Consider the following 18237-nt stretch of genomic DNA (forward strand, 5'->3'; position numbering starts at 1 on the left):
GGCCGTACACGAGCGCGATCAACTGTGTCTTGCTCGGCAAGCTGCGCACCCGGAAATCGGCGCCATGCTGCTCGACCAGCCCCTCGAAGCCGGCCCAAGGAACGTGCTTCAGAAGATCGTGGAACACGCTATTCTTGTGCTGCATGGCGTTGCCCTTTGCTGTCCCGAAACGTTGCCAGACGTTCGAGATCCAGCAGAATCAACGCCATGCACCTTGTCCACAAAACTCAACCGGACACTCGTGGGTCAGGCCCGGGCATGACAGTGAAAGAGGGCGGGGACCGTCACACATGACCACCATCGTCGTCGGCGCCGGGGTGATGGGGCTCGCCACCGCGTGGCATCTGGCCCGGGCGGACGAGGCGGTGACGCTGCTGGAACGCGGGCCGATCCCGAATCCGCTCGCCGCCTCCTGGGACAGCCACCGGCTGATCCGCGCCCTCTATCCCGGCTCGCCCGGCTACACCCGGATGGCGATCGATGCCTTCGCGGCCTGGGACGAGGTCTGGCAGGCCGCCGGCGTCAGCCACTACGCCAATTGCGGCTCGATCGCCTTCAGCCGGGCCGAGGGCGACTGGACCGATGGCTGCCGCGCGCCCCTCGACGCGCTTGGCGCCGCCTATGAGCTGGTGCCGCCGGAGGAGCTGGCGCGCCGCTATCCCTTCCTGATCCCGGACGGCATCCGCTGGGGCCTGTTCATGCCCGAGGGCGGGGTGCTGTTCGCCGACCGCATTCTCTCCACCCTGGTCGATCTCTGCCGCGCCGCCGGCGTCGCGCTGCGGCCGCAGGCGCCGGTCCGCGCGGTCGACCCCGACGGCACGGTGACGCTCGAATCGGGCGAGGTGCTCCAGGCCGACTCGGTGGTGGTCGCCGCCGGCGCCTGGGTCGGCGGGCTGTTCCCCGACGTGATCGGCAAGCGGCTGAACCCGTACCGCCAGGTCGTGGTCTATCTCGACCCGCCGGCGGAGGTCGCCGAGGCCTGGGCACGGGCGCCGGGCATCATCGATTGCGGCTTCCCCGACGCGCATTGGGGCATCCCGCCGGTCGGCGGCACCCGGCTGAAGCTCGCGGTCGGGGACTGGAAGCGCCGGGCCGAACCGGGCCTGGATCCGGCGGTCGGCGCCGGCGAGGCCGAAGCCATCCGCGAGCGCTGGCGGCCGGTGCTGCGCGACATCGACCGTTACGCCATTCTCGAAGCGCGCAGCTGCCGCTATATCTTCGCCCCGGACGACCGCTTCGTGCTGGAGCGGCGCGGCCGGGCCTGGCTGGTCAGCCCCTGCTCGGGCCACGGCTTCAAGTTCGGCGCGCTGATCGGCCGGGCGGTGGCCGACGGCGTGCGCGGTCGGCGCGGGCCGGACGAACTGGCGTCCTGGGCGGCCGGCCACCTGCCGGCGGGCCACTTGGCGGCTGAAGGAGAGCGAGCATGACCACCAATCCCGTCTTCTGCGCGATCGACGCGCCGACCCTTGACGAGGCGAAGCGGCTGATCGGCTTGGTCGCGGGCGCGGTCGGCGGCATCAAGCTCGGCCTCGAATTCTTCATGGCCGCGGGGCCGGAGGGGGTCCGGGAGGCCCGCTCCACCGGCGTGCCGCTGTTTCTCGATATCAAGGTGCACGACATCCCGAACACGGTGGCCGGCGCCATCCGCTCGGTGGTGCCGCTGTCCCCGACCTACATCACCATCCACGCCTCCGGCGGCCGGGCGATGATGCAGGCGGCGGCCGAAGCGGCGCGGAGCGAGGCGGACAAGCTGGGCGTGCCGCGGCCGAAGCTGCTCGGCGTCACGGTGCTGACCAGCCTCGACGTCGGCGACCTCGAGGCGGTCGGGCAGGGGATGGAGGTCTCGGCCCAGGTCGAGCGCCTGGCCCGGCTGGCGGAATCCAGCGGCCTCGACGGCGTCATCTGCGCCCCGACGGAGATCGTGCGGCTGCGGCGCATCCTGAAACCCAGCTCGGTGCTGATGGTGCCCGGCATCCGCCCGGCCGGGTCGGATGTCGGCGACCAGAAGCGGGTGATGGCGCCGAAGGAGGCGATGGAGCTGGGGGCCACCCATCTGGTCATCGGCCGGCCGATCACCGGCGCCGCTGACCCGGCCGCCGCGGCCCGTGCCATCGCCGGTGAACTTGGCCTGGCCCTTGATGCCGAGGCGGCGGCGCCCCAGACTCCTGTGCCATGAGCATCGACACCAAGATCTGCGGCATCCGCACGCCCGAGGTGCTGGAGGCGGCCGCGAAGCACGGGGCCCGCTGGGTCGGCTTCAACTTCTATCCGCCCAGCCCGCGCTCAGTGGCGCCGGATCTCGGCGCCGAGCTGGCGCGCATGGTGCCGACCGGGCTGCGCAGCGTCGGCCTGTTCGTCGACCCGGCGGATGACGAGCTCGAGGCCGTGCTCGGCCGGGTGCCGCTCGACATGATCCAGCTGCATGGCGGCGAGACGCCGGAGCGGGTGGCTGAGATCAAGGCGCGCTGGGCCATGCCGGTGATGAAGGCGATCAAGATCGCGACCGTCGAGGATCTCGCCGCGATCCCGGCCTACGCTGCCGTGTCCGATCGCCTGCTGTTCGACGCCAAGCCGCCGAAGGGCGTGGTGTCATTGCCCGGCGGCAACGGCCTGGCCTTTGACTGGTCGATCCTGTCGGGCCGGACCTGGGCCAAGCCCTGGATGCTGGCTGGCGGCCTGACCGAGGCCAATGTCGCCGAGGCGGTTGCCCGCACCGGCGCCACCGTGGTCGACGTCTCCTCCAGCATCGAGGAGCGCCCCGGCCACAAGACGCCGGAGCGGGTGGAGCGCTTCCTCGCCGCCGTCCGCGCCGTAGCCGTGATGGCGAACTGATCCGGGCCTGCCGACCTGCGCCGCCCGCGGGTCTGCACTGCATGCGCTTCGGGCATTCGCGACAAGTGTTTGGCGTGGGGAGTGGTCGCCGGTAAGGTCACCGCTCTTCGCCCTTATTTTGCCACGATCCGTGCCCGGGAGCCGACGCCGCTTGACCGACATCGCACCCCTCCAGCCCCGCCCGAACAGCTATCGCACGGGTCCGGACGAGAATGGCCGCTTCGGCCTCTATGGCGGCCGTTTCGTCGCCGAGACGCTGATGCCGCTGGTTCTCGAGGTTGAAAAGGCCTACGCCGCGGCGCGCAAGGACGCCGAGTTCAACAGCGAGCTGCGCTACTACCTGACGCATTACGTCGGCCGGCCCAGCCCGCTGTACTTCGCCGAGCGGACCACTGAGCATCTCGGCGGCGCCCGGGTGTACTTCAAGCGCGAGGAGCTGAACCACACCGGCGCACACAAGATCAACAACTGCATGGGCCAGATCCTGCTGGCCCGGCGCATGGGCAAGACCCGGATCATCGCCGAGACCGGCGCCGGGCAGCACGGCGTCGCCACCGCCACGGTCTGCGCCCTGTTCGGCCTGCCCTGCACCATCTACATGGGCGAGGTCGATATCGAACGGCAGAAGCCGAACGTGTTCCGCATGAAGCTGCTGGGCGCCGAGGTGGTGCCCGTCGTCTCCGGCAGCCGCACGCTGAAGGACGCGATGAACGAGGCGCTGCGCGACTGGGTCACCAATGTCGACGACACCTTCTACATCATCGGCACGGTCGCCGGCCCGCACCCCTATCCGCTGCTGGTGCGCGACTTCCAGTCGGTGATCGGCAACGAGACGCGTGAGCAGATCATGCAGGCCGAAGGCCGCATGCCGGACACGCTGGTGGCCGCGGTCGGTGGCGGCTCCAACGCCATCGGCCTGTTCCACCCCTTCCTCGACATGCCGGAGATCGCGATCCACGGCGTCGAGGCCGCGGGCCACGGCATCGAGACCGGCAAGCATGCGGCGTCGCTGAACGGCGGGCGGCCGGGCGTGCTGCACGGCAACCGCACCTACCTGCTGCAGACCGAGGACGGCCAGATCGAGGAGGCGCATTCGATCTCTGCCGGCCTCGACTATCCCGGCATCGGGCCGGAGCATGCGTGGCTGCACGATGTCGGCCGGGTGATCTATTCCTCGGTCACCGACAAGGAGGCCCTCGAGGCCTTCCAGCTCTGCGCCAAGCTCGAAGGCATCATCCCGGCGCTCGAATCGGCGCATGCGCTGGCGCATGTGATGCGGATCGCGCCCGACCTGCCCAAGGACAACCTGCTCGTCATGTGCCTCAGCGGCCGTGGCGACAAGGACATCTTCACGGTGGCCGACGCGCTCGGAGTGACGATCTGATGACCCGCATCACCGCGCGCTTCGCTGAGCTGAAGGCGCAAAACCGGGCCGCCCTGGTCACCTTCGTCACCGCCGGCGACCCGGATGCCGAGACCAGCTTCAAGATCCTCGAAGGCCTGCCCAAGGCGGGGGCTGACCTGATCGAGATCGGCATGCCCTTCACCGACCCGATGGCCGACGGCCCGGCGATCCAGGCGGCCGGCCTGCGGGCCCTGGCCGCCGGCATGACCCTGCCCAAGACGCTCGACCTGGTGCGCCGCTTCCGCGCCGGCGATTCGACCACGCCGGTGGTGCTGATGGGCTACTACAACCCGATCTACTCCTATGGCGTGCCACGCTTCCTGGCCGACGCCAAGGCGGCCGGGGTGGACGGGCTGATCGTGGTCGACCTGCCGCCGGAGGAGGATGACGAGCTGTGCGTGCCGGCGCTGGCGGCGGGGGTGGACTTCATCCGCCTGGCCACGCCGACGACGGATGATGCGCGGCTGCCGGCGGTGCTGACCAACACCTCGGGCTTCATCTACTACGTCTCGGTCACCGGCATCACCGGCGCGGCCGCGGCCGACGCGTCGGCGGTGCAGCCGGCGATCGACCGGTTGCGGCGCCACACCGACCTGCCGGTCGCGGTCGGCTTCGGCATCCGCACGCCGGAAGCGGCAGCGGCGATCGCCCGCATCGCCGATGCCGCGGTGGTCGGCTCCGCCATCGTCGAGGAGATCCGGCACTCGCTCCACGCCGACGGCCGGCCGACCGTCGCCACGGTCGACTCGCCCCTGGCCCTGGTCCGCCGCCTGGCCGAAGGCGTCCGCGCGGCGCGCTGAGGGCAGCACGGGCCTCCTTCATTGCGCCACAATGGCGGGCTCTCCTGGTGAGCGTCTGCGCATCCGGCCTGCTTCTGCGGGCCTGACCGTAGAGCTCGCCGGGGGGGAGGGCGCCAGGGTGATGAGAGTTTCCATCGGTCTTGTTGTCTTGATTTTCGGGCTCACGGCCTGCACGGCAAAGCCCGTCATGCAGGAGCAGGGCGCTATGTCCCGGGATGTATCGTCGCTGCCTGCCGTGCCCTGGCAGGGGCACGAGCTTCGGGAAGTCACGTCGCTTGCGGCGCTTCCGGTTTCGGTTCGTCACGCCCTGGGCGCGGATAAGCCAGGATCGGACGGTATCGCCGAGAGGGGCAAACCGTTCAATGCTTCTGACGTCGTCATCATTACTGATGGTGTCAGTGAGGATCCATCACGGCGCTTCATCGCCGCCGGTCATGATGGCGACACGTGGCTCGTCGCCTTCGAGCAGGGCGGGATCGCCCGTACCGCCACGGCGGTCGAGATCTCCGGTGGCGTTGCGCGGCGAGGATGGCAGCTGAGTTGCTGCATGACCACGCTCACGGAGGTGGTGCAGCAGATTTCGATCGCGCCTCCAGGGGCTGCCTTCAATCCGGAAGATTGGCATTGGGATCGGGATGCTGGGCCGTCTGTCAGCATCCCTCTGTCTGCAGTTCTTCCCTTGGTCCCGACACACCCGGCCGATGCGGCGTCCGTGGTGCGCTGGCAGGGTCATAGGCTTCGGGAAGTCACGTCGCTTGCGGGACTTCCGACTGCGATTCGCCAGATGTTGGGAGCCGACGAACCAGGGCTTGAGGGCATCGCGGACAGGGGCAAGCCGTTCAATGCCACAGATGTGATCGTCGAACCTGGGCCGATGCGGCGTTTCATCACGGCCGGACAGGACGGCGGGCTTTGGCTGGTGGCGTTGGAACAGGGTGGCATCGGCTACTCCGTCCAGATACTGGAGTTTTCCAACGGGGCGGTGCGGCGCCATTGGGTGGCGATGGGGCCGCAGGATGGGGTGGACAGTCTGGGAACCCTGGCAAAAGTCGTGCGCCGGATTCGGCAGCTGCGTCCTGAAGACTAAGCCGAGTAGACCTATCACCGGCGACGTGGTTTCGATCTCGGTGCGGAACCGCGCCCATGGCACGGTGGCCTCATCTTGACGTTCGGGGCCGAAAAGCGGAAAACCGCGCCATGAACTGGCTGACCAACTACATCCGCCCGAAGATCCGGGCCCTCGTCTCCTCGTCCCGGCCCGAGACGCCGGACAACCTGTGGACGAAGTGCGGGAACTGCGAGGCGATGCTGTTCCATCGCGATCTGGAGGCGAATCTCTACGTCTGCCAGCATTGCGGCCATCATATGCGGCTGGACCCGGTCAAGCGCCTGGCCATGATGTTCGACGACGGCAAGTACGAGACCATCGAGCTGCCGAAGGCGACCGTCGACCCGCTCAAGTTCCGCGACACCAAGCGCTACACCGACCGGCTGAAGGAAGCGCAGACCAAGTCCGGCCGCAGCGACGCCATCGTCGTCGCCCACGGCAAGGTGGGCGGCCGCGACACCGTCATCGCCGCCTTCGACTTCAGCTTCATGGCCGGGTCGATGGGCATGGCGGTGGGCGAGGGCCTGGTCGCCGCCTCGAAGCTGGCGGTGATGCAGCACGCGCCGCTGGTCGTGGTCCCGGCCTCGGGCGGTGCCCGCATGCAGGAAGGCATCCTGTCGCTGATGCAGATGCCGCGCTCGATCATCGCGGTCGAGCAGGTCAAGGACGCCGGGCTGCCCTACATCGTGGTGCTGACCGACCCGACCACCGGCGGCGTCACCGCCTCCTTCGCCATGCTGGGCGACGTCCACATCGCCGAACGCGGCTCGCAGATCGGCTTCGCCGGCGCCCGGGTGATCGAGGAGACGATTCGCGAGACCCTGCCGGAGGGCTTCCAGCGCGCCGAATACCTGCTCGACCACGGCATGGTCGACGTGGTGGTGGTGCGCAAGGACCTGCGCGACACGCTGATCCGCACCCTCGGCCATCTCCAGGGCGGCCACGCCCCTGTGATGGCCGACATCGTGGTCGACCCGGCCGACCTCGCCGCCGCCGCATCGATCGAGGGCGAGCCCGCCTATCGTGCCTGATGCGCGGGCGGCCGACCTCGAGGCCGCGCTCGACCGGCTGACCCATCTGCACCCCAAGCGGATCGACCTGTCGCTGGGGCGGACCCACCGGCTGCTCGCCGCGGTCGGCGACCCGCATCTCAGGCTGCCGCCGGTGGTGCATATCGGCGGCACCAACGGCAAGGGGTCGACCACCGCCTTCCTGCGCGCCTTCCTGGAGCAGGCGGGCTATCGCGTCCATGTCTACACCTCGCCGCATCTGGTGCGCTTCCACGAGCGCATCCGCCTCGCCGGATCGCTGATCGACAGCGCGACGCTGGTCGAGCTGCTGGAGCGGGTCGAGCGCGCCAATGACGGCCAGCCGGTGAGCTTCTTCGAGGCGACGACGGTGGCCGCCTTCCTGGCCTTCGCCGAGGTGCCGGCCGATGCCGTGCTGCTCGAGGTCGGCCTCGGCGGGCGATTCGACACCACCAATGTGGTGCCGCGCCCGGCCGCGACCGCGATCACCCGCATCTCGATGGACCACATGCAGTTCCTCGGCGACACGATCGAGAAGATCGCCGCGGAGAAGGCGGCCATCGCCAAACCGGGCGTGCCGATGGTGGTGGCGCCGCAGAAGAGCGACGCCGCCGTCGCGGTGCTGATCCAGGCCGCGGAGGCGGCCGGCGCGCCGCTGCACCTCGCCGGGCGCGACTGGTCGGTGGTTCCGGCGGCGGACGGCTTCACGCTGCACACCGCAGCGGGCGACCGGCCCTATCCCCGCCCGGCGCTGCCCGGTGACCATCAGTTCGCCAACGCCGCCACGGCGATCCGGCTGCGCGACCTGCTGGCCGGCTTCGACATCCCGGAGGATGCGGTGCGCCGCGGCCTGGCCTCGGTGGAATGGCCGGGGCGGCTGCAGCGCCTGACCCGCGGCCCGCTCTCCGCGCTGTTGCCGGCGGATTGGGAGCTGTGGCTCGACGGCGGCCACAACGACAGCGCCGGCGAGGTGCTGGGCCAGTGGCTCGGCGGCCTCGACCCGCGGCCGCTGCACCTGGTCTGCGGCATGCTGGAGAGCAAGGAGCCGCAGGAGTTCCTACGGCCGCTGGCGCCCTTCGCCCGCTCGATCCGCACCGTCCGCATCCCGGGCGAAGAGGCCAGCCTGCCGGCCGAGACCCTGGCCGACCATGCCCGCGCCGCCGGCCTGGCGGATGTCGCCGCCGCGGACAGCCTCGACGCCGCCGTCTTCGCGGCCGCGCAGGGGGCTGGCCGGTCCGGCCGCGTCCTGATCTGCGGCTCGCTGTACCTCGCCGGCCGGGTGCTCGCGGCCAACGGCTGAGGTTGTGCCGACCGGTTGCCTCTTTCGACCGCCACGCCTATTGTCGCCGCCCGAACGAGAACGGATCGCCCATGGCCGACCGACCCATCCCCGCCGAGATCGTGTCCCTGAGCTTCGAGGACGCGCTGGCCGAGCTGGAAACCATCGTCCGCCAGCTCGAGGCCGGCCAGGGCAAGCTCGACGACAACATCTCCGCCTATGAGCGCGGCGCCTTGCTTCGCGCCCATTGCGAGACGAAGCTGCGCGAGGCGCAGGCGCGGGTCGAGATGATCTCGCGCGCCGCCGATGGCAGCGTCACCACCAAACCCGCGACTTTCGATTGAGGCCCCAGTCTTGAGTGATCTGAGCCGAGCCATGGCCGAGACGGGCACGCAGGTCGAGCGCGTCCTAGACCGCCTCCTGCCCAAGCCGGAACGGGGCGAACCCGCCCTCGCCGAGGCCATGCGCTACGCGGCGCTGGGCGGCGGCAAGCGGCTGCGCCCCTTCCTGGTGGTGTCGTCGTCGCGGCTGTTCAGCGTCGGCGAATCCTGCGCCCTGCGCGTCGCCGCCGCGGTCGAGATGATCCATTGCTACTCGCTGGTCCATGACGACCTGCCGGCGATGGACAATGACGACCTGCGCCGCGGCAAGCCGACCACGCACAAGGCCTATGACGAGGCCACCGCGATCCTGGTCGGCGATGCGCTGCTGACCCAGGCCTTCGAGGTGCTGGCCGATGTCGAGACCCATGCCGACCCCAAAGTCCGCATCGCCCTGGTCACCGCCCTGGCCCGGGCCTCGGGCGCGGCCGGCATGGTCGGCGGCCAGGCGCTGGACATGGCGGCGGAGGTCACCCCGCTGACCGACATCGGCTCCATCACCCGGCTGCAGCGGCTGAAGACCGGCGCGCTGTTCGAGTTCTCCTGCGAGGCCGGGGCCATCCTGGGCAAGGTCGAGGATTCCCGGCGCGGCGCGCTGCAGGCCTATGCCCATGACATGGGGCTGGCCTTCCAGATCGCCGACGACCTGCTCGACGTCCGCGGCCGCGCCGAGGAGATCGGCAAGACCCCGGGCAAGGACCAGGCGGCGGGCAAGGCGACCTTCGTCTCGATCCTCGGCCTCGACCGGGCGGAAGCCCAGGCCCGGCTGCTGGCCGAGCAGGCGTGCCGCCATCTCGACGTGTTCGGCGGCCGCGCCGACGACCTGCGCGCCGTGGCCCATTTCGTGGTCGACCGCCGGGCCTGACAGCCTTCACGGATACGGCCTTCGCGGATCCCGGATGATCGCCGCGGCCCGTCTTGCGCTTGCGCATGACGGGCCCGAGCCCTTGCCGCTTCCGTCCGGCCCCGTCCTCGGGCAGACAGGGCGGAACGGGTCGGGGGGAACGCATGGCGGCGGTCGGGATCAACAAGGCGGAGGGCGGCCACGGCCCGGGGATCCTGCTGTTCTTCCTCGGCATGTCGCTGTTCACCTTCAACGACGCGCTGGGCAAGTGGCTGGTGGCCGAATACACCGTCGGCCAGATCCTGCTGATCCGCAGCATCGCGGCGCTGCTGCTGATGTCGCCCTGGATGGTCCGCGGCTTCCGCGGCCTGCTGTCGTCCGACCAGCCCTGGCTGAACCTGCTGCGCGTCGTCCTGATGGTGGCCGAGGTCGCCGCCTTCTACCTGGCGGTGCGCGGGCTGCCGCTGGCCGACGTCATGACCTTCTACATGGCCGCGCCGCTGATGGTGACCGCGCTGTCGGTGCCGCTCCTGGGCGAAAAGGTCGGGCCGCGGCGCTGGGCGGCGGTGCTGATCGGCTTTGTCGGCGTGCTGATCGTGCTGCGGCCGACCGGCGCGGCGCTGTCGCCCTCGGCGCTGATCGCGCTGGGCGGCGCCACCCTGTTCAGCCTGATCCTGATCGTCACCCGCCGGCTGCGCCAGACCGGCGGCCTCGGCCTCATCACCTACCAGATGCTGGGCACCGGCCTGGCCGGCGCCGCCACCGTGCCCTTCGCCTGGGTGACGCCCAGCGGCTTCGACCTGGTGCTGCTGCTCGGCCTCGGCGCGGTGGCGATGGGGGCGCATCTGTGCCTGAACCGGGCGCTGTCGCTGGCCCCGGCCGCGGTGGTCGCGCCCTACCAGTACTCCACCATCGTGATCGCCGCGGCGCTCGGCTGGGCGATCTGGGGCGACGTGCCGACGCCGCAGATCATCATCGGCAACCTGGTGATCATCGCCTCCGGCCTGTTCGTCTACTACCGCGAGCGGCAGATCAAGGGGACGTAGGGCGGGCCGCGACGGCGGCTACAAGTTCCCCGGATTGCCCGGCTTCAGCTCGCCGACCGCGACCAGCGAGCCGTCGTCGCCGGTCAGCTGCACCTTGGCGCCGTCCAGCTGCACCCGGTCGCATTCCTTGGTCTCGCCCAGGTCGAAGCACATGTGGTCGCCCTCGATCGACCACTGCCCGGCATAGGGGCCGTCGTCGCCCAGCCCGTGGATGGTGCCGTCGGCGGCGTAGAACTCGGTGTACTCGACGTCGCCGGCCGTGCCCTCGATGGTGTTGCCGACGATCTGGGCCTGGATCTGCGGCCCGGTCAGCGGGTCGGCGGCCAGGGCGGCGGTCGGCAGCAGCAGCGAAACGGCGAGCGCCAGGGGTCGGATCATCGGCAAGACTCCGCGGAAGAGGGCGGGATCATAGACGGGTCTCCGGCAGGGTGGGAGGGGCCTTCGTCTGCCCCGGTTGCGTCATGGTTTCGACGCGATCTTCCGTGTAGTTTGATCGCGCGCCACGGCCAGTGCCCGCGGCGGCCGATCTGGGGGGAAGCCATGGCCTCGAAGCTGCGTTTCGCATCCGCTGCCGCCGGGGCGGCGCTCATGATCGCGCTGCTGGCCGGTCCCCCTGCGGCCTCGGCCTTCGAGGCGCCCGGCCTCGCCGCCGGCGCGGCGGAGTTCACCAAGAAGCTGGAGCGGCAGACCAGCGCGATCCCGCCGGAGCAGCGGGTGGCGCTGAAGGCGCTGCGCGCCCGCGCCGCCGATGCCGCCCAGGGCGAGCGCTGGGCCGACGCGGTCGAGGCCTACCAGCTGATTCTCGGCCAGCGCTCCGACGACGCCGGCGCGTGGTACGGGCTGGGCCAGGCGCTGCAGCAGACCGACACCTATTCGCAGACCACGCTCGACGCCGCCTACAACGCCTATGCCACCGCCAGCACCGACAAGCTGCGCGGCGCCGCCCTGATCCTGCTGGCCCAGGGGCTGGAGAAGCAGGACAAGGGCCGCGAGGCGATCAAGGCCGCGGCCGAGGGCGCCCAGCTGTCGCCGAGCGACGACAACACCGAATACGCCAACACCCTGCGCCAGCAATACGGCTTCCGCGTCACCTCGACCTACGCCCAGAACGACCGCGACGCACCGCAGCTCTGCGCCGACTTCTCCGACCCGATCCTCGACGGCCGCAGCGTCCACTACGCCGACTACGTCAAGATCGAGCCGGCGGTGCCGGTCGAGGTGATCCCGTCGGACAAGCAGCTGTGCCTCGAGGGTGTCGCCTTCGGCCAGACCTACAACGTCACCATCCGCGCCGGGATCAAATCGGTCGACGGCGACGTGCTGGAGGGCGACGACAGCTTCGATCTGACGGTCGAGGACCGGCCGGCCAGCGTGGTGTTCCGCGGCAACGCCTATGTCCTGCCCAAGGGCGGCGAAGGCACGGTGCCGGTGACCACGGTCAATGTCTCGGCGGTCAAGCTGCGCCTGCTGCGCATCAACGACCGCAACCTGGTCGACCAGGTGGCCCAGGGCCGCATCGGCCAGATGCTGGAAAGCTACGACCTCGACAGCCTGGCCCAGGATGCCGGCGAAGAGGTGTGGACCGGCTCGATGCCGGTCGACAGCCAGACCAACAAGGCGGTGGTCACCGGCGTGCCGATGGACACGGTGCTGCCGCAGCCCAAGCCGGGCGTCTACCTGCTGTCGGCGGTCGACGCCAAGGCGGATGAGGACAGCTCGCCGACCCCGGGCACCCAGTGGATCGTGGTCACCGATCTCGGCCTCGCCACCTTCTCCGGCCAGCAGGGGCTGACCGTGGCGGCGCGCTCGCTGTCCTCGGCCAAGGCCGATGCCGGGGTCAAGCTGACCCTGATCGCCCGCAACAACGCCGTGCTGGGCGAGGTCGAGACCGACGCCGCCGGCCTGGCCGTGTTCCCGGCCGGGGTGATGGCCGGGCAGGGCGGCAACCGCCCGGCCGCGGTCTACGCCTATGGCGCCGGCGACTTCACCTTCCTCGAGCTGACCGGCCCGGCCTTCGACCTGTCCGACCGCGGCGTCAGCGGCCGGCCGGAACCGGGGCCGCTCGACGCCTACCTGTACCCCGAGCGCGGCGTCTACCGCCCGGGCGAGACGGTGCAGCTGACCACGCTGCTGCGCAACGAGCGCGCGGCGGCGATCGACGGCGTGCCGCTGACCATCAAGATCAGCCGGCCGGACGGGGTCGAGGCCCAGGTCCAGCAGGTCTCGGATGCCGGCGGCGGCTCCTACAGCCTGGCCGTGCCGCTGGCCGACAGCGCCTACACCGGCACCTGGACGGCGGAAGCCTATGTCGATCCCAAGGGCCAGGCGATCGGGTCGACCAGCTTCCAGGTCGAGGATTTCGTCCCCGCCCGCATCCGCGTCGACCTCAAGACCGACGCCAAGGATCTGCGCGTCGGCACCCCGGCCACCGTCACCATCGACGCCCAGTTCCTGTACGGCGCCGCGGCGGCCGAGCTGGCGACCGAGGCCAGCGTGACCCTGCGCCAGGCGGCCAAGCCGTTCGCCGACTTCGCCGACTACCAGTTCGGCCTGGTCCAGGATGCCTATGCCCCGCGCACCCGCCCGATCACCACCCCCGCCACCGATGCGGCGGGGCAGAGCAAGATGGTGGTCTCGCTCGACGCGCTGCCGGACACCACCGTGCCGCTCGAGGCCGAGCTGCGCACCGCGGTGTTCGATTCCAGCGGCCGCTCCGCCAACGAGACCATGACCCTGCCGGTGCGCCAGGCCCATCCCTGGATCGGCATCAAGCCGCTGTTCGCCGGCGCGCTGCAGGAAGGCGCCGATGCCCGGTTCGAGCTGATCGGCCTCGACGCCGACGGCCGGCCGGCCGCGATCAAGGGCCTGCGCTGGGACCTGGTGGAGGAGATCCACGACTACCAGTGGTATTCGACCGACGGCCGCTGGGACTACAAGGTCCTGATCCGCGACCGCAAGGTGGCCGACGGCACCGCCGACGTGGCGCCCAACGCGCCGGCCGCGGTGCGCCAGCAGGTCGGCTGGGGCAATTTCCGGCTCGACGTCTACGACCCCAAGGGCGGCGGCGCCTCCTCGGTCCGCTTCGCCGCCGGCTGGTGGGTGTCGGACAATCCGAACCCGACCCCGGACAAGCTGACCGTCGCCCTCGACAAGACCAGCTACAAGGCCGGCGACACCGCCAAGGTGCGGATCGAGCCGCCCTTCGCCGGCGACGTGCTGCTGTTCATCGCCAATGACCGGGTGCTGGAGACGCGCGACGTCGCCGTCCCGGCCGAAGGCACCACGGTCGAGATCCCGGTCTCGGCCGATTGGGGCAGCGGCGCCTATGTGCTGGCCACCGCCTTCCGCCCGGCGGGCGAGGCCGGCGAGCGCCGCCACGGACCCGGCCGCGCCGTCGGCGTCGCCTGGTTCGGCATCGACGTCACCGAACGCGTGCTGGGGGTGCAGATCGACGCCCCGGCCGAGATCCGCCCGAACCAGACGCTCGACCTGCCGCTGACCGTCACCGGCGTGCCGCAGGGCCAGAATGCCTGGGTCACCGTGGCCGCGGTCGATGAGGGCATCCTGCTGCTGACCGACTTCGTCTCGCCCGACCCGACCGACCATTACTTCGGCCGCCGTGCCCTCGGCGTGGAGATGCGCGACGCCTATGGCCGGCTGATCGTCAGCGAAGGGCCGCGCGGCCAGGTCCGCAGCGGCGGCGACGCCTCGGCCCAGCAGATGGCCGGGCTGCCGAAGCGGTCGACCCGCACCGTCGCGCTCTACAGCGGCATCCTGCCGGTGGGGCCTGACGGCCATGTCTCGGTGCCGCTGGCCCTGCCCGATTTCGACGGCGAGCTGCGGCTGATGGCGGTGGCCTGGACGCCGACCTCGCTGGGGGCCGCCTCGACCGCGATGAAGGTGCGCGACCCCGTCATCGCCGAAATCGGCGTGCCGCGCTTCCTGGCGCCGAACGACCAGGCGCAGCTGGCCTTCTCGCTGCGCAACCTGTCGGGCGCGGCCGGCGACTACGGCGTCCGCGTCGCGGTCGAAGGCCCGCTGGCGATCGCCGGCCCGGCCAAGTTCGTCGAGACCGTGGCCACCGGGGCCGAGGCGCGCCGCCTGATCCCGGTCACCGCCACCGCCAGCGGCGTCGGCAAGATCCGGATCAGCGTCACCGGCCCCAACGGCTTCCAGCGCGAGCGCGACTGGGACCTGTCGGTGCGGCCGGCCCAGGCGCTGACCACCCAGCGCGTCGCCACGCTGGTCAAGCCGGGCCAGGCGGTGACGCTGAACGCCGATCTGACCAAGGGCTTCCTGCCCGACACGGTGCAGGTCTTCGCCAGCTTCTCGACCCGCCCGACCTTCGACATCCCGGGCCTGTTCAAGACGCTCGACGACTACCCCTACGGCTGCGTCGAGCAGACCACCAGCAAGGCGCTGCCGCTGCTCTATCTGTCCAAGGTGGCGGAGAAGATCGACAGCAGCTTCCGGCCGGACGATGTCCACCGCCGGGTGCAGGGCGCGATCGACCGGATCATGACGGCGCAGCAGCCGGGCGGTGCCTTCGGCCTGTGGACCGCCTTCAGCGACGCCGACCCCTGGCTGTCCTCCTACGCGCTCGACTTCCTGACCCGGGCGCGGGCCGAGGGCAGCTACCGCATCCCGGAACGGGCCTACCAGCGCGGCATCCGCTACCTCTCGAACTATCTCGACTGGTACGAGGCGCGCACCGACTGCACCCCGGCCAGCGCCTATGCCCTCTATGTCGTCTCGCGGGCCGGCGCCGGCGACGTCGGCACCATGCGCTACTACGTCGACAACTGCCTGCCGAAGTACCAGACCCCGGTGTCGCAGGCCCAGGTCGCCGCCGCCGCCGCCCAGTTCGGCGACACGGCACGCACCGCCAAGGCCTTCGCGGCGGCAACATCGACCGAACGACCGGTCAATTTCAGCGGCGACTACGGCTCGCCGCTGCGCGACCACGCCGCTGCCGCAGCCCTGCTGCACGAGGCCAAGCAGCCGGTGGACGAGGTGCTGGGCCAGGCCGACATCGCCGGCCAGGTCTTCGCCAAGGAGAAGTACTGGAGCACCCAGGACATGGCCTGGCTGCTGATCGCGGCCGACGCCGCGCTGGACGGGGCCAAGCCGCTATCGCTGGACGTTGCCGGCCAGGCGGTGGCCGATCCCGGCGCGATCTACCGCTTCACCCCGGATGCGGCGGCGCTGGCCGCGGGCATCGCGGTGAAGAACACCGGCGACGGGCCGATGCGCCAGGTGCTGTCGGTGCGCGGCGTGCCGGCGGCGCCGCTGGCCGCGGGCGGCGACGGCTTCGAGATCGAGCGCATCTATCTCGACCGCGACGGCCGGCCCTTCGACCCGACCAAGACGGCGGTGAAGCAGGGCGACCTCGTCACCGTGCTGCTGCGCGGCCGCGCCACCGACGACCTCGACCACCAGGCGCTGATCGTCGACCTGCTGCCGGCGGGGCTGGAGATCGAGAACCCGTCGGTGGGCAAGGGCGCGCAGCTGGGCGACATCGCCGACACGCTGTCGGACACCCAGCATGTCGAGATGCGCGACGACCGCTACGTCGCGGCGATCGACCTGACCGGCGACACCCGGAACTTCACCGTCGCCTATCTCGCCCGCGCGGTGACGCCGGGGCACTTCGCCCTGCCGGCCGCCTATGTCGAGGACATGTACCGCCCGCAATACAACGCCCGCGGCAGCTTTGGCGCGATGATCGTCGAGGTGCGGAAGTAGGGGTGGTTTCCGACCACCAAGTGCCGCCTTCTCCCGCTCCCCGGCAGGAGAGGGCGGCACAAATCCGCGGTTTTTGACATCTATCCCAAGCGCTTGGGTTTTGTGATAGGATCGGGTGATGCCGACGGTCCTGCGCATCGACGGCCTGCGCGTCGTGATCTACCCGAACGACCATCCGCCGGCCCATGTCCATGTCATCGGGGGCGGATGGGTGGTGGTGGTCAACCTCGTCGGGCTGGAGTTGCGCGAGGCGATGGGCTGCAGCGAGCCCGAAGCGCGCCGGGTGTTGCGGCTGATCGCGGACCATCGCGACGAGTTGATGTCCGCCTGGAGGCGCATTCATGGTTGAGCCGACGACGAAGCTGTTCGAGGAGGCGAAGGCGCGCGGGGACGACCGGCTGCGCGGGCCTCGGGCCGAGAGCGCCCATTACGATGCCGGGCGGAACCGGGTCATCGTGCGGCTGACGACCGGCGTCGAGATCGGCCTTGCCCCGAAGGACGTGGAAGGGCTGCACGACGCATCGGCCGATGATCTCAAGGTGATCGAGGTGGAGCCGTTCGGCCTGGGCATCCACTTCCCGCGATTGGATGCCGATCTCTACCTGCCGGCGCTGCTGGAAGGTGTGCTGGGCTCCAAGCGCTGGATGGCGGCCCGCCTCGGCAAACTCGGCGGCGACTCCCGCAGCGAGGCCAAGGCCGCCGCGAGTCGCGCCAATGGAAAACGCGGCGGACGGCCTCGGAAGGCGGCCCATTCTTAGCCCCGCAGGGCGGGTGGATTGAGCATTTTTTCCGGCGCCGCCATTGCTTCGTCAACGTCCGTTTACCCTGGATGACCGCATGGTGGCACCGACCCTGACAACCTCTCGGCTTCGGCTGCGGTGCTGGCGCGACGAAGACCTGGAACCGTTCGCCGCGCTCAACGCGGATCCGCGGGTGATGCGGCATTTCCGGGCGCCGCTGACACGCGGCGAAAGCGATCTGATGGCGGCTCGCATCCGCGACCGCATGTCGGACCAGGCCTTCGGCCTGTGGGCTGTCGAGGTGCCCGGGACGGCTGATTTCATCGGGTATGTCGGGCTGTCGGTGCCCGGGTTCACGGCCCATTTCACGCCATGCGTGGAGGTCGGCTGGCGCCTGGCGTTCGACCATTGGGGCAGGGGCTATGCCAGCGAGGCCGTCCGCGCGGCCCTGGCCCACGCATTCTCGTCCCTTCGGATGGAGGAGGTGGTCTCCTTCACCGTCCCGGCCAACCTCAGGTCCATCGGTGTGATGGAACGCATCGGCCTCACGCGGTCGCCGGCGGATGATTTCCTGCATCCCTCCTTTCCGGAGGGGCACCCCCTCCGGCCGCATGTGCTCTACCGGCTCAGCCGCGCCGGCTGGATGGCTGGAAAGCAGGGTTGACCGGACGTCCGGCTCTCGCCTTCGCCGATGGTGAACACGAAGGTCCGTATCCTTAACTCCCGATCTTGTTCATGATGTGTTCTATGGACAAGGCGCCCTCCGCCCTCGAGCCGGCTCCGCCGAGCGATCCCGACCTGCACTGGACGGGATGGGCGCTGCACATGCTGCGCGAGGCGGCCGAGATCGACCTGCGGGCCAAGCGGATGACCGCGCAGCAGCAATCGGTCACCCTGGCGGGGCCGCAGACGCCGGATTTCGCGCTGATGCAGTCGCGGCTGTCGCGGTCGCTGCGGCTGTCGATCGCCATGACCGAGCGGATCCGCACCGAGTACCTGATGCGCAAGGGCGAGCGGGAGGGCTCGGGCG

The 18237-nt window shown here is 70.4% G+C and carries 18 protein-coding genes; 16 read left to right on the forward strand and 2 right to left on the reverse strand.

What is annotated here, in order from left to right; genetic code table 11:
• On the reverse strand, positions 1–145 hold a 145-nt coding region (locus tag AB4112_RS35175), incomplete at its 3' end, for a DUF4372 domain-containing protein (RefSeq protein ID WP_441720506.1).
• Positions 146–290: 145 nt separating this feature from the next.
• Here AB4112_RS35175 and AB4112_RS35180 point away from each other — a divergent pair.
• The 11 genes from AB4112_RS35180 to AB4112_RS35230 all read left to right on the forward strand — a co-directional run bounded on the left by AB4112_RS35180 (position 291) and on the right by AB4112_RS35230 (position 10722).
• Positions 291–1427, forward strand: coding sequence for an NAD(P)/FAD-dependent oxidoreductase (locus AB4112_RS35180; RefSeq protein WP_309796782.1), 1137 nt, complete (start codon positions 291–293; stop codon positions 1425–1427).
• Positions 1424–2176 (forward strand): orotidine-5'-phosphate decarboxylase, encoded by a 753-nt coding sequence (pyrF, locus tag AB4112_RS35185; protein ID WP_309796784.1) that lies wholly within the window; start codon positions 1424–1426, stop codon positions 2174–2176. The genes AB4112_RS35180 and pyrF overlap by 4 nt, the downstream gene beginning before the upstream one ends.
• The gene (locus tag AB4112_RS35190; RefSeq protein ID WP_309796786.1) at positions 2173–2832 is read left to right on the forward strand and encodes a phosphoribosylanthranilate isomerase; all 660 of its coding nucleotides are present in this window, start codon (positions 2173–2175) and stop codon (positions 2830–2832) included. Before pyrF ends, AB4112_RS35190 begins: the two co-directional genes overlap by 4 nt.
• Before the next feature lie 151 nt (positions 2833–2983).
• Complete coding sequence (gene trpB / locus AB4112_RS35195; protein ID WP_309796788.1) at positions 2984–4216, forward strand: tryptophan synthase subunit beta; 1233 nt, start codon at positions 2984–2986, stop codon at positions 4214–4216.
• A complete protein-coding gene (gene trpA / locus AB4112_RS35200) occupies positions 4216–5037 on the forward strand; it encodes a tryptophan synthase subunit alpha (protein ID WP_309796792.1) in 822 nt (273 codons plus the stop codon). The genes trpB and trpA overlap by 1 nt, the downstream gene beginning before the upstream one ends.
• 121 nt (positions 5038–5158) lie before the next feature.
• Positions 5159–6124 (forward strand): hypothetical protein, encoded by a 966-nt coding sequence (locus tag AB4112_RS35205; RefSeq protein WP_309796794.1) that lies wholly within the window; start codon positions 5159–5161, stop codon positions 6122–6124.
• A 110-nt stretch (positions 6125–6234) separates the two neighbouring features.
• The gene (gene accD / locus AB4112_RS35210; protein WP_441727046.1) at positions 6235–7176 is read left to right on the forward strand and encodes an acetyl-CoA carboxylase, carboxyltransferase subunit beta; all 942 of its coding nucleotides are present in this window, start codon (positions 6235–6237) and stop codon (positions 7174–7176) included.
• A complete protein-coding gene (locus AB4112_RS35215; protein ID WP_441727049.1) occupies positions 7169–8473 on the forward strand; it encodes a bifunctional folylpolyglutamate synthase/dihydrofolate synthase in 1305 nt (434 codons plus the stop codon). The genes accD and AB4112_RS35215 overlap by 8 nt, the downstream gene beginning before the upstream one ends.
• A gap of 71 nt (positions 8474–8544) precedes the next feature.
• A complete protein-coding gene (locus AB4112_RS35220; protein ID WP_309796801.1) occupies positions 8545–8796 on the forward strand; it encodes an exodeoxyribonuclease VII small subunit in 252 nt (83 codons plus the stop codon).
• 31 nt (positions 8797–8827) lie between these two features.
• Entirely contained in the window at positions 8828–9697 is an 870-nt protein-coding gene (locus AB4112_RS35225) for a polyprenyl synthetase family protein (protein ID WP_309796802.1), read from the forward strand.
• A gap of 143 nt (positions 9698–9840) precedes the next feature.
• On the forward strand, positions 9841–10722 hold the full coding sequence (locus AB4112_RS35230) for a DMT family transporter (RefSeq protein WP_441727052.1): 882 nt from the start codon (positions 9841–9843) through the stop codon (positions 10720–10722).
• Between the two features lie 18 nt (positions 10723–10740).
• On the opposite strand, the gene AB4112_RS35235 is transcribed toward AB4112_RS35230, so the two are convergent.
• Complete coding sequence (locus tag AB4112_RS35235) at positions 10741–11100, reverse strand: hypothetical protein (protein ID WP_441727054.1); 360 nt, start codon at positions 11098–11100, stop codon at positions 10741–10743.
• A 162-nt stretch (positions 11101–11262) separates the two neighbouring features.
• On the opposite strand from AB4112_RS35235, the gene AB4112_RS35240 reads away from it, so the two are divergent.
• From AB4112_RS35240 to AB4112_RS35260, 5 genes are all read left to right on the forward strand, one after another.
• Positions 11263–16467 (forward strand): MG2 domain-containing protein, encoded by a 5205-nt coding sequence (locus AB4112_RS35240; protein ID WP_441727056.1) that lies wholly within the window; start codon positions 11263–11265, stop codon positions 16465–16467.
• A gap of 118 nt (positions 16468–16585) precedes the next feature.
• Positions 16586–16816 (forward strand): DUF4160 domain-containing protein, encoded by a 231-nt coding sequence (locus tag AB4112_RS35245; RefSeq protein WP_441727058.1) that lies wholly within the window; start codon positions 16586–16588, stop codon positions 16814–16816.
• Positions 16809–17225, forward strand: coding sequence for a DUF2442 domain-containing protein (locus tag AB4112_RS35250; RefSeq protein ID WP_441727060.1), 417 nt, complete (start codon positions 16809–16811; stop codon positions 17223–17225). The genes AB4112_RS35245 and AB4112_RS35250 overlap by 8 nt, the downstream gene beginning before the upstream one ends.
• A 79-nt stretch (positions 17226–17304) precedes the next feature.
• Entirely contained in the window at positions 17305–17871 is a 567-nt protein-coding gene (locus tag AB4112_RS35255) for a GNAT family N-acetyltransferase (protein WP_441727062.1), read from the forward strand.
• 83 nt (positions 17872–17954) lie between these two features.
• Positions 17955–18237, forward strand: a 283-nt coding sequence (locus AB4112_RS35260; RefSeq protein ID WP_441727064.1) for a hypothetical protein, incomplete at its 3' end; no start/stop codon positions are given.

The organism is Inquilinus sp. 2KB_23 (genome assembly GCF_052115705.1).
Taxonomy (GTDB): domain Bacteria; phylum Pseudomonadota; class Alphaproteobacteria; order DSM-16000; family Inquilinaceae; genus Inquilinus; species Inquilinus ginsengisoli_A.